This is a genomic window from Actinomadura sp. ATCC 39365, from assembly GCF_054392275.1.
In genome coordinates this window covers 597,477-609,445 of record NZ_CP184335.1, presented here as the reverse complement: position 1 = coordinate 609,445, position 11,969 = coordinate 597,477, and the positions used below count along the sequence as shown (strand labels likewise).

Sequence of the window (11,969 nt, the reverse complement as noted above, 5' to 3'; positions counted from 1 at the left end):
GGGAGGCGTGGCAAGCCAGACGCCCGGGCGCCATGAGCGGCGGCCCGGGCGTCGGACGGGACGAGGTCAGGAGAGCGCGTCGAAGCCGGCGCGCAGGTGGGCGACCCGATCGCCCAGGTCGGCCAGCGGTACGGCGAGCGCCGGATCCTGCGACTTGCGGGCCAGTTCCCGCACCCGGGCCAGCTCGTCCTCCACCGCCGTGAGCCGCCGGGACAACTCCGGCAGCACCGAGGCGTGGTCACCCGCTCCGGGCGGCAGCTCGCCGGTCAGCCGCTCGCGGAGCAACGACGCCTGCTCGGCCAGGCGCTTGTTCATGTTGTAGAGCTCGGTGAACACCGACACCTTCGCCCGCAGCACCCAAGGGTCGAACGGCTTGGTGAGATAGTCGACCGCGCCCGCCGCGTATCCGCGGAAGGCGTAGTCGGGAGCGCTGTCGACCACGGTCAGGAAGATGATCGGGATGTTCCTGGTCCGCTCTCGCCGCTTGATGTGGGCGGCCGTCTCGAAGCCGTCCATGCCCGGCATCCGGACGTCGAGCAGGATCAGCGCGAACTCGGTGTTGAGCAGCGCCTTGAGCGCCTCCTCGCCGGACCTGGCGCGTACGGGCACCAGGTCGAGCGAGCTGAGGATCGCCTCCAGGGCGATCAGGTTCTCCTCGCGGTCGTCGACCAGGAGGATCTTTGCACGGTCCGGCATCGATCACGACCCTTCAGCGGTTGAGGGCGACGAGTCGGTCGTGGCTCCTCGCCCACGGCTGAGCCAGCCGCGCAGCCGTTCGAGCAGGCGATCGACGTCGACCGGCTTGGGCACGTAGTCGGACGCGCCCGAGGCGATGCTCTTCTCGCGATCACCACGCATGACCTTAGCGGTCAGCGCGATGATCGGCAGGTCGGCGAACTGGGGCATGCGCCGGATGGCCGAGGTCGTGGCCCAGCCGTCCATCTCCGGCATCATGATGTCCATCAGGACGAGCGCGACGTCTTCGTTCCGTTCGAGCTGCTCGATCCCCTCGCGGCCGTTCTCGGCGTAGACGACCGTCGATCCGTGTCGCTCCAGCACGCTGGTGAGGGCGAACACGTTGCGGATGTCGTCGTCGACGATGAGGATCTTGGCGCCGTTGAGCGGGTCGTCGCCCTGCCACTGGGCGGGCGTCTCCACGGGCGCCTCGACCAGCTCGGGCATCGGCATGTCGAGCGGCGGCGGCTCGGGCAAGGTCGCGGCGGCGGCCTGCTCCTCGGCGGGCGAGGTCATGAGCTGCCGGCGCGGGGCCGTGCTGCCGTCGGTGGCGGCCAGCGGGCCGGTGTAGGAGGCCGGCAGGTAGAGGGTGAACGTGCTGCCCCTGCCCAGCTCGCTGTCGACGTGGATCTCGCCGCCGAGCAGCCGGGCGATGTCGCGGCAGATGGCCAGGCCGAGGCCGGTGCCGCCGTATTTGCGGCTGGTGGTGCCGTCGGCCTGCCTGAACGCCTCGAAGATGACCTCGCGCTTGTCGGGCGCGATGCCGATGCCGGTGTCGATCACCTGGAAGGCCAGCAGGTCGGTGGCGTCGTGGAGGGTGTCGTCGTCGAAGTCGACGCCCCGGGGCGCCGCCGCCACCCGCAGCTTGACCTCGCCCTTCGGGGTGAACTTCACCGCGTTGGACAGCAGGTTGCGCAGCACCTGCTGCAGACGCTGCTCGTCGGCCCGCAGCTCGCTCGGCACGTCGGAGGCCACCTCGACGCCGAACGACAACCCCTTGTCCTGGGCCAGCGGCGCGAAGGCCGCCTCCAGCAGGTCGACCATCTTGGGCAGCGACACCTGGATCGGATGGATGTCCATCCGGCCCGCCTCGACCTTCGACAGGTCGAGCATGTCGTTGATGAGCTGCAGCAGCGCCGAGCCCGCGCTGTGGATCGTGCGGGCGAACTCGACCTGCTGGGACGTCAGGTTGCCCTCGGCGTTCTCGGTCAGCAGCTTGGCCAGCACCAGCAGGCTGTTGAGCGGTGTGCGCAGCTCGTGGGACATGTTCGCGAGGAACTCGGACTTGTACCGCGAGGAGACGGCGAGCTGCTCGGCGCGCTCCTCCAGGGTGCGGCGGGCCTGCTCGATCTGGAAGTTCTGGATCTCGATCGCGCGGTTCTGCTTGGCCAGCAGCGCCGCCTTGTCCTCCAGCTCGGCGTTGGACCTGCGCAGCTCCTCCTGCTGCCGCTGGAGCTCGTCAGAGCGTTCCTGCAGCTCACGGGTGAGCCGCTGGGACTCGGTCAGCAGGTCTTCGGTGCGGGAGTTGGCGATGATCGTGTTCATCGTGACGCCGATGGTCTCGACGAGCTGCGTCAGGAAGTCGAGGTGCACCTCGCCGAACGGGGTGAAGGAGGCCAGCTCCAGCACGCCGAGCACGCGGTTCTCGAACAGGATCGGCAGCACGACGATCTGCGCGGGCGTGGACTGGCTGAGCCCGCTGTCGATGGTGATGAACTGCGGCGGCACGTCGTCGAGGATGATGTGCCTGCCCTCGGCCGCCGCCTGGCCGACGATGCCCTCGCCGATCGCGAAGCGCCGGCGCGGCCCCCGGTCGGGGCGCACGCCGTAGCCGCCGATCAGCGTCAGCTCGTGGTCGCCCTCGGGGTCGATGCCGTAGAAGGCGCCGTAGCGGGCCGAGACCAGCGGAGTGAGCTCGCTCATCGTCAGCTTGGCCACCTCGAACAGGTCGCGGTGGCCCTGCATGAGCCGGGAGATGCGGGCCAGGTTGGACTTGAGCCAGTCCTGTTCCTGGTTGGCCTGGGTGGTCTCGCGGAGGTTGGCCACCATCGAGTTGATGTTGTCCTTCAGCTCCGCCAGCTCGCCCTGCGCCTCGACGGCGATCGAACGGGTCAGGTCGCCCCGGGCCACGGCGCTGGTCACGGTCGCGATGGCGCGCACCTGCGTGGTCAGGTTGCCGGCCAGCTCGTTGACGCTCTCGGTGAGCCGCTTCCAGGTGCCCTCGACGCCCTCGACCCGGGCCTGGCCGCCGAGCTGGCCCTCCGAGCCCACCTCGCGGGCCACGCGGGTGACCTCGGAGGCGAAGGAGGACAGCTGGTCGACCATCCGGTTGATGGTGGTCTTCAGCGCCAGGATCTCGCCCTGGGCGTCGACGTCGATCTTGCGGGTCAGGTCGCCGTTGGCCACGGCCGTGGTGACCTCGGCGATGTTGCGCACCTGATAGGTCAGGTTGTTCGCCATGAAGTTGACGTTGTCGGTGAGGTCCTTCCACACGCCCGACACGCCCTGCACCCTCGCCTGGCCGCCGAGCTGCCCCTGCGTGCCCACCTCGCGGGCCACCCGGGTGACCTCGTCGGCGAAGGACGACAGCTGGTCGACCATCGTGTTGAGGGTGTCCTTGAGCTGCAGGATCTCGCCCTGCGCGTCAACGGTGATCTTCTTCGACAGGTTGCCCTGCGCCACCGCGGACGAGACGGCCGCGATCTGGCGCACCTGCGAGGTGAGGTTGTTGGCCATCGAGTTGACGTTGTCGGTGAGGTCTTTCCAGACCCCGGACACGCCGCGCACCTGCGCCTGGCCGCCGAGCTGGCCCTCGGTGCCGACCTCGCGGGCCACGCGGGTGACCTCGGAGGCGAACGAGGACAGCTGCTCGACCATCGTGTTCATGGTCGACTTGAGTTCGAGGATCTCGCCCTGGGCGTCGACGTCGATCTTGCGGGTCAGGTCGCCGTTGGCCACGGCCGTGGTCACCTGGGCGATGTTGCGCACCTGGTAGGTCAGGTTGTTGGCCATCGAGTTGACGTTGTCGGTGAGGTCCTTCCAGACCCCGGACACGCCCTTCACCTCGGCGCGCCCGCCGAGCTTGCCTTCGGTGCCGACCTCGCGGGCCACGCGGGTGACCTCGTCGGCGAAGGACGACAGCTGGTCGACCATCGTGTTGAGGGTGTCCTTGAGCTGCAGGATCTCGCCCTCGGCGTCAACGGTGATCTTCTTCGACAGGTTGCCCTGGGCGACCGCCGTCGCGACGGTCGCGATCGAGCGCACCTGCGAGGTCAGGTTGTTGGCCATGAAGTTGACGTTGTCGGTGAGGTCCTTCCAGACGCCCGACACGCCGGTGACCTGCGCCTGGCCGCCCAGCTGGCCCTCGGTGCCGACCTCGCGGGCCACGCGGGTGACCTCCTCGGCGAAGCCCGAGAGCTGGTCGACCATCGTGTTGACGGTGTTCTTCAGCTCGAACATCTCGCCCACGGCGTCGACCGTGACCTTGCGGCTCAGGTCGCCCTTGGCGACCGCCGTGGTGACCACGGCGATGTCGCGGACCTGCGCGGCCACGCGTGAGGACATCGTGTTGACGGCCTCGGTGAGGTCGCGCCAGCTTCCCGACATGCCCCGCAGGTTGGCGCTGCCGCCCAGCCGGCCCTCGGTGCCCGCCTCGCGGGCGACCCTGGTGACCTCGGAGTTGAACAGGGCGAGCTGGTCGACCATGCCGTTGATGGCCTTGCCCAGGCGGCGCACCTCGCCGCGGGCCGACCGGTCGAGGTCGATGCGTCGTGACAGGTCGCCCTTGGCCACCGCGTCGATCACGTCGGCCGCGCCGCTGACCGGGCTCACCAGGGCGTCGATCAGCATGTTGACCGACTCGACGCTCTCGGACCACGCCCCGACGCCCGGGCCGGGCGTCAGCCGCTCCCCGAAGCGCCCTTCCTTGACGACTTCTTTGCGAACTCTCGCCAGCTCGTTCGCGAGATGTTCGCGGCGGTCGGCCACTTCGTTCAGCAGCAGGCGCACTTCGCTGAGGATGCCGGGAGGAGCGTGCGGGACCCGACGCCGGAAATCGCCGTCACGCCAGGAGAACAGAGTCTCCAGCACGGGAACGAGATCCGATTCTGTATAGGTCCTCTCCTCCGGGCTTGATGCGGCCTTGGCCGTGGTCATGGGGCCTCCTTCACTCGCGACGGGTCCCGGCGAGTGATTCAAGTCTGTCACGATGAGTAGCTCGTAGTCCTGCCCTTGGATTTACCCCAAGTCAGTGAGAAGTGTGGTAGGCACGATGGGATGACTGCTTCTCCCCACGCGGTGCTGGCCGCGACCTTCGCGCCTGGCGATACCGCTGTGACGGCTGCGATGAGGTTCACGCGCGAGGTGATGACCGCGTGGGCCACCGTCAGCGTGCTCCATACCGCCGAGCAGGTGGCCGGCGATCTCGCGGAGCAGGTCTCTGACGAGCCGTTTGAGGTGATTTGGAAGCATTACGGGGACGCAGTCCAGGTCGAACTGCGGCAGCGGATCACCGCGCACGGTGACCCGAAGGCTCCTTCCGTGAACGTGGAAGAGTGGGGAGTCACCTTCGCGGGCGATTCCCGTGTCCAATGGGCAAGGCTCACGCTACCCGGCTCCGTGGACCAGGTGGCCGCGGAGTGGGTGGAGGAGAGCGCGCGGGGCCCCCACTGGCTCGGGTTCCTGGCCGACGCGAGCGACCTGCTGGCCGGCACCCTCGACCCCGACATGGTCCCGGCGATCATCGCCCAGATCGTCGTGCCCCGTCTGTCGAGCTGGTGCGCCGTCTACACCGCCGGCAACTCGGGCGGCCCGCTGCGGCTGGTCTACCTCTGGCACGCCGACGAGGCCCGCATCGACGGCCTGCGCGAGCAGCTCACGGACATGGACGTCGGCGCGGCCGACACCAGGGCCACGTCCGTCATCCACCTGAACGACTCCCAGGTGCTGGCCGTGCCGCTCACCGCGCGCGGCCGCGGGCTCGGCATGATGTGCCTCGGCCGGTCCGACCGCTTCCCCGACGAGGTCATCCAGTTCGCCGACGACATCGGCAGGCGCGCCGCGCTGGCCATGGACAACGCCCGGCTCTACGCCCAGCAGGCCGCGGCCAACCGGGCGCTGCAGCGCAGCCTCCTGCCGCCCAACGAGCCCGAGGTGCCCGGCCTCGACTACGGCGTCATCTACGAGCCCGCCGGCGAGGCCAACGAGGTCGGCGGCGACTTCTACGACCTGTTCAAGGCGGGCGACGACTCCTGGCGCTTCGCGATCGGCGACGTCTGCGGCACCGGCCCCGAGGCCGCCGCGGTGACCGGCCTGGCCCGTCACACGCTGCGCCTGCTGGCCCGCGAGGGCTACGGCGTCGCCGCGGTGCTCGGCCGGCTCAACCAGGCGATCCTGGAGGAGGGCGAGCGCGCCAGGTTCCTCACGCTGCTCCACGGCGACATCACGCCCGTGGAGTCCGGCCTGGAGGTGCGGCTGGTGTCAGCCGGCCATCCCGAGGCGCTGCGGCTCAAGCCGAGCGGCAAGGTGGAGGCGGTGACCACGCCCCAGTCGCTGCTCGGCGTCTTCCACGAGGTCGTGTTCGAGGCCGACACCATCCATCTCGACCACGGTGACGTGCTGCTGGCGGTGACCGACGGCGTGACCGAGCGGCGCTCGGGCGGGCGGCTGCTCGACGACGACGGCGGCCTGGCCAAGCTGCTGGCCGAGTGCGCCGGGCTGTCGGCCAGGGCGGTGGCCGAGCGCATCCGCAGGGGCGCGGCGGAGTTCGCCGCCGAGCCGAGCGCCGACGACCTGGCCATCGTGGTCCTGCGCGCGCGCTGACCCATGCGGGAGCGCCCCCGCAGGAGCGCTCCCACGACGTGCGCGAGAGGTCAGCCGACGTGCACGTGCTTGCGGGCGAACTCCAGTTGCAGAGCCGTCTGCGCGATGCGTTCCGCGACCACGAGCGAGCCGCGGATGGCGCCGTAGGTGTAGAGCTCGTGCTCGCGGCCATGCTCGGCCAGCTTGGCCACGTACTTCTCGATCTGGCGCAGCGGGCAGCGGGTGTCGTTCTCGCCGGCCAGGATCAGCAGAGGGCTCTTGATCTGGTCCACGTACGTGATCGGCGAGCAGAAGGCGTACCGTTCGGGCTGCTCGTCGGGGGAGCCGCCGAGCAGGGCGCGCTGGTAGGCGCGCAGGCTCTCGGCCTCGTCCTCGTAGCAGGTCTGGTGGCAGGCGATGGGCACCGCGGCGATGCCCGCGGCCCACAGGCCGGGCTGGACGCCGAGGCCGAGCAGCGAGAGGTAGCCGCCCCAGGCGGTGCCGGCCAGGATCAGCCGGGCGGGGTCGATCGTGCCCCGGTCCACCAGCGTCCGGCGCACGGCGGCGATGTCGGCCAGCTCGATGTGCCCGACGTCGCCGTGCAGCGCGTCCCGCCAGGCCGAGCCGTAGCCGGTCGAGCCGCGGTAGTTGACGCGGACGACGGCGAAGCCCGCGTCGACCCAGGCCGCGACCTCGGGGGAGAAGGTGTCGCGGTCGTGGTCGGTCGGGCCGCCGTGCATGAGGAAGACCGCCGGGTGGGGCGCCGCGCCGGTCTCGGGCTTGGACACCAGCGCGTGGATGCGCCCGCCGGGCCCCTCGACGTCGAGATCCTCGACGGGGACGCTCGGCGGCGCCGGCGGGCCGCCCGCGTTGAGCACGACCTGTCCGTTGCTCGACCGGATGATCGGCGGGCGGGAGCCGCTGGACCAGGAGTACTCGATGTGGCCGCCGGGCCGCGGCGCGGCCTCGTCGATCACGCCGTGCGGGGTGTCGATGAGCGTCAGGACGCCGCCCGCCAGGTCGTAGCGGTGCAGGTAGCTGCGGGCGCGGTGGTCGCGCAGGATCAGCAGGCCGCGGCCGTCGTCGAACCATTCGGCGGCCAGGTCGCCGGGGTCCTTCAGCCAGATCTCGCGCTGCTCGCCGGTGACCGGGTCCCAGACCAGGGGCTCGTGGCGCTGGCGGCGCTCGTGCAGCGTCAGCAGGCGGCGGTCGCCGAGCACCGGGGCGAAGCTGAGACCGTGCACGCCCTTGTCGGGGCCGTCGTAGAGCTCGCCGACGGTCTCGCCGTGCTGGTCGACGACGCGCAGCGCCGGACGCCGGAAGTCGCCGTACTCGCCGTGGTTGATGGCGATGAGGGAGCCGTCGAGGGACATGTCGGTCACCCAGGCGGCCTCGGCGTGCTCGTACAGCAGCTCGGCCGGCGCGCCGGGACGTACCAGGTGGATCCGGAACGTGCCCTCGCTGGCCAGGCTGATGGCGGCCATCCCGGTCGCCGAGAGCGCGATGCCGCCCGGCTGGCCCGGCGGCAGGCCGGGTGCGGCCGGCTCGCTGGGACCGCCCGCGAACGGCTGGCGCCACCAGGTGCCGAACTCGTCGCCGTCGGTGTCGGCGAACCAGTAGATCCACTGTCCCGCCGGGTCGATCGCCGCGTACGCGGTGCCCTTGGGCCGGTCGGTGACCTGGCGCACGGCGCCCGTCGCCCGGTCCCAGGCGTAGACCTCCCACGTCCCAGTGGCGTTGGAGCGGTAGATGGAGCGGTTCGGGGCCTGGCGGGCCCAGGCCGGCAACGTCATGCGCGACGCACGGAACCTGGCCTGCCAGCGTTCCTCCGCCTTCATCCGGTGCGCCCCCTCCCATCGATGGCCCACGCCCTCTGGGTGCGGGATGCCGTCCAGTATTGCGCCTGAGTCGCGGAAATACTCGGGGAATGTGGGGGAATTTCGGACTAAATGCCCCATCAGTAACACCAGTCGCAGATGCCCGTCAAGGAACAGGTCTTGAACGGGGCTCAGGCTCGAAGATAGACAGATGAAACGCGGCTCTGACCGTAACTTTCTTCTGGCCATTCTTGGCATGTCGGCGGAAATAGCCGGATATGCGGGCGGCCAGCTCGGCGGAATCAGTGTGCCACGCGCTCGGGCCCATTCCCACGACCTGGGTCAGCTCGTCCGGCCGGAGCTCCATGTCGAACTCGATCGTGCGCCGCCCGGTCTGGGTGAACCCCTGCATGCTGCGGGCGACCCGGCGGTCCTTCTCCTCGTCCACCGAGAGCAGCCCCAGCTCCTCGACCAGCGGGCTCAGGTGCGCCGCCGCGGGGGTCGCGACGATCGCCGCCCCTCCAGGGCGCAGGATCCGCCGGAACTCGGGCCCGTTCCTGGGCGCGAACACATCGATCACCACATCGGCCACCCCATGCCGGATCGGGAGCGGTCGCCACACGTCCGCCACGAACGCCCCCAGCCTCGGATGCGCCCGCGCCGCCCGCCGTACGGCGTGCTTGGACACGTCGAACGCCATCCCGATGCCATCGTCCACCGCATTGAGCACGGCCGCCAGGTAGTGCCCGGTGCCCGTGCCGGCGTCGACGATCAGCGGTGCGACCCTGCCCGCCGCGCCGAGACCCTCGACGGTCACCGGCCCACCTTGCGGACCGGCCTCCACTCCCGCCCCACCGTACGCTCTCGGCCCGGTTTCGTCATTCGATTCAGTAGAAGATTCACGTTTTTCTCCGCCCGCCACCCGTACGCGTACGGTTTCCGCCAGCGCCTGCGCCAGCGGGGCGTAGTGCCCGGCCGCCAGGAACTCGGCCCGCGCGGCCACCATCGCGGGGCTGTCGGCGGTGCCGGGCGGGCGTGACCCGGTGAGCAGGCTGACGTACCCCTGCTTGGCCACGTCGAAGGAGTGCCCCCGCGCACACCGGAGTGCGCCGTCGGCGAGCTCCACGTCCGCGTGGCAGACGGGGCAGATCAGGTGTTCGACGATGTCGGCCAGCATGCGCCCATTCTCCAGCGGCCTCACGCCGCCGCGCGCAGCGCCTCCAGCAGGAACGCGGCGTTGGACGGCGTCGCGCGCAGCTTGCCGACGAGCGTCTCCAGGGCCTGCTGCCGGTCCAGCCCGGCGAGCGTGCGGCGCAGCCGCCAGATCACCTGCCGCTCCTGCGGGTGCAGGAGCATCTCCTCGCGCCTGGTGCCGGAGGCCTCCAGGTCGACCGCGGGGAACAGGCGTCGCTCGGCCAGGTCGCGGGCGAGGTGCAGCTCCATGTTGCCGGTGCCCTTGAACTCCTCGTACAGGCTGTTGTCCATGCGGGAGCCGGTGTCCACGAGCGCGCTGGCGAGGATGGTCAGCGAGCCGCCGCCCTCGACGTTGCGCGCCGCGCCGAAGAAGCGCTTGGGCGGGTAGAGGGCGCGGGCGTCGATGCCGCCGGTGAGCACCCGGCCGCCGCCGGGCGCGAGGTTGTTGTAGGCCCGGCCGAGCCGGGTCAGCGAGTCGAGCAGCAGCACGACGTCGCGGCCGGCCTCCACCAGGCGCTTGGCGCGTTCGAGGGCCAGCTCGGCGACGGCGGCGTGGTCGCGGTCGGGGTGGTCGAAGGTGGAGGCGAAGATCTCGCCCTGGACGGAGGCGCGCATCTCGGTCACCTCCTCGGGCCGCTCGCCCACGAGCACGACCATGAGGTGCACCTCGGGATGGTTGCGGGTGACCGCGGCGGCCAGCGCCTGCAGCACCATCGTCTTGCCGGCCTTGGGCGGCGCCACGATGAGACCGCGCTGCCCCTTGCCGATGGGCGCGACGAGGTCGATGACCCGGGTGCTGAGCGCCCCGGTCTCGATGACCAGCCGCTCGTCGGGATGGACGGGCGTCAGCTCGTCGAATCGCGGCCGGTCCCGCCACTCGGTCAGGCCGTTGACGGACTGGACGCCGGCCAGCTTGTTCCCGGCCACGGAGGCCACGACGTGGTCGCCGCGCCGCAGCCCGAGCTGCCTGACCCGCTCGGGGGGCACGCGTACGTCGCCCGGCCCGGGAAGGTGTTCCGCGCGGATGTGGGCGGACTTCTCCTGCACGTCGAGGAGGCCGCTCACCTGCCCTGCGGGCGTTTCCGCGCGCTGTTGCGGAATGGTGTGAACAGACATGATGAGCCCCTTTGGGGGAGATGCGCCGACCAGAGATCGGCGAGTTCGATGAAGAAGCCGGGCCCGGAGAACCTGGGCGGGGCTTGACGAGGAAAACCAGCGGAGCAGAAGCTCAACGCTTGTGGGGAAGATACCACACGTTCCGCCCCATCAAACGCCTAGCCCTCTTGGACTATTCCCGGACGGTTCTGGTGTGTTCTGCCGCGTGTCCCGGCCCGTACGCGTGACAATGTTCTTCATCGCACCACGCCGTGTGGAAGACCCCCGGCCGGCGGTGCGGCGAAGGCACACAAACCCCCATCAGCGCAGCGGCACCGTGTCAAGTGACATGCAGGACCCCTGCAACTCGGCGGGGGTTCCATGGACACATCCGAGCTCCTTGGGGGATCACCATGAACACCGTCCACTGCCCGCAGTGTCAGCACACGCTCGACGAGGGCCCGATCATGTACCGGTGCGCCCACTGCTGCCGCGCCGTCTACGCCGCCGACCTGGAGAACGAGTACGTTCCGCGGCAGCCCGTCGCCGCCTAACCTAGGCGGGATGAAGCACAGCCCCATCACCGTCTCCGGCGTCGAGGTGACGCCGCTCTGCGACGCGGTGGGCCCGATGGGCCCCGCGATCCGCCTCCCGCTCGCCGAGATGTTCCCCGGCTCCGACCCGGCGGACGATCAGTGGGTCCTGCACTTCCACTGCTACCTGCTGCGTGACGGCGCAGGCCGCCTCACCCTCGTCGACACCGGCATCGGCGGGGAGGACTCCCCGGCGGCCGGCTGGGCGCCCGTGCCCGGCGTCCTGACGGACGAGCTGGCGGCGGTGGGCGTCACGCCCGCCGACATCGGCACCGTCGTCCTCACCCACCTGCACAGCGACCACGCGAGCGGCGCGGTCACAGGCGGCCGGCCGGTGTTCGAGAACGCCCGCCACGTGCTCCAGCGGGCCGAGGTGGACTCGGCCTCCGGAGCCATCTCCGACCTGCTGCTGACCCCGCTCAAGGACCAGCTCCACGTCGTCGAGGGGCAGGCCGAGATCGCGCCGGGCATCCACGTCCAGCACACGCCCGGCCACACCCCCGGCCACCAGATCGCCAGGGTCGGCGACCTGGCCATCACCGGCGACCTCGTGCTCCACCCGGTGCAACTGACCGATCCGGGCATCCACTACGTCTACGACGACGACCAGGAGACGGCCGCGCGCACGCGCACCGAGGTCCTGGCGGCGCTGCGGGCCGAGCGGGCGACGATCGCCACCGCGCACTTCAGCGAGCCGTTCATGCGTCTTTGATCCGTTACGGCACCATAGGCTGTC

At 70.5% G+C, this 11,969-nt stretch carries 8 protein-coding genes; 3 read left to right on the top strand and 5 right to left on the bottom strand.

Features of this window, described 5'->3' with window-relative positions:
- Positions 1-66 precede the first annotated feature (66 nt).
- Both ACNF49_RS03315 and ACNF49_RS03310 read right to left on the bottom strand, forming a co-directional pair.
- Complete coding sequence (locus ACNF49_RS03315; RefSeq protein ID WP_364327633.1) at positions 67-696, bottom strand: response regulator; 630 nt, start codon at positions 694-696, stop codon at positions 67-69.
- Between the two features lie 3 nt (positions 697-699).
- Positions 700-4,890, bottom strand: coding sequence for a HAMP domain-containing protein (locus tag ACNF49_RS03310; protein ID WP_357966033.1), 4,191 nt, complete (start codon positions 4,888-4,890; stop codon positions 700-702).
- Positions 4,891-5,352: 462 nt separating this feature from the next.
- Here ACNF49_RS03310 and ACNF49_RS03305 point away from each other — a divergent pair, with 462 nt between their 5' ends.
- Entirely contained in the window at positions 5,353-6,555 is a 1,203-nt protein-coding gene (locus ACNF49_RS03305) for a PP2C family protein-serine/threonine phosphatase (protein WP_357966036.1), read from the top strand.
- A gap of 50 nt (positions 6,556-6,605) precedes the next feature.
- On the opposite strand, the gene ACNF49_RS03300 is transcribed toward ACNF49_RS03305, so the two are convergent.
- The 3 genes from ACNF49_RS03300 to rho all read right to left on the bottom strand — a co-directional run bounded on the left by ACNF49_RS03300 (position 6,606) and on the right by rho (position 10,661).
- Positions 6,606-8,372 (bottom strand): S9 family peptidase, encoded by a 1,767-nt coding sequence (locus tag ACNF49_RS03300; protein ID WP_357966039.1) that lies wholly within the window; start codon positions 8,370-8,372, stop codon positions 6,606-6,608.
- 145 nt (positions 8,373-8,517) lie between these two features.
- Positions 8,518-9,528: a putative RNA methyltransferase gene (locus ACNF49_RS03295; RefSeq protein WP_482942758.1), complete on the bottom strand. Its 1,011-nt coding sequence runs from the start codon at positions 9,526-9,528 to the stop codon at positions 8,518-8,520.
- 20 nt (positions 9,529-9,548) lie between these two features.
- A complete protein-coding gene (rho, locus tag ACNF49_RS03290; RefSeq protein ID WP_357966044.1) occupies positions 9,549-10,661 on the bottom strand; it encodes a transcription termination factor Rho in 1,113 nt (370 codons plus the stop codon).
- 392 nt (positions 10,662-11,053) lie between these two features.
- Between rho and ACNF49_RS03285 the strand changes: the two genes are divergently transcribed.
- Positions 11,054-11,194: a hypothetical protein gene (locus tag ACNF49_RS03285; protein WP_352321299.1), complete on the top strand. Its 141-nt coding sequence runs from the start codon at positions 11,054-11,056 to the stop codon at positions 11,192-11,194.
- 10 nt (positions 11,195-11,204) lie between these two features.
- The gene (locus ACNF49_RS03280; protein ID WP_482942757.1) at positions 11,205-11,945 is read left to right on the top strand and encodes an MBL fold metallo-hydrolase; all 741 of its coding nucleotides are present in this window, start codon (positions 11,205-11,207) and stop codon (positions 11,943-11,945) included.
- The last annotated feature ends 24 nt before the right edge of the window (positions 11,946-11,969 follow it).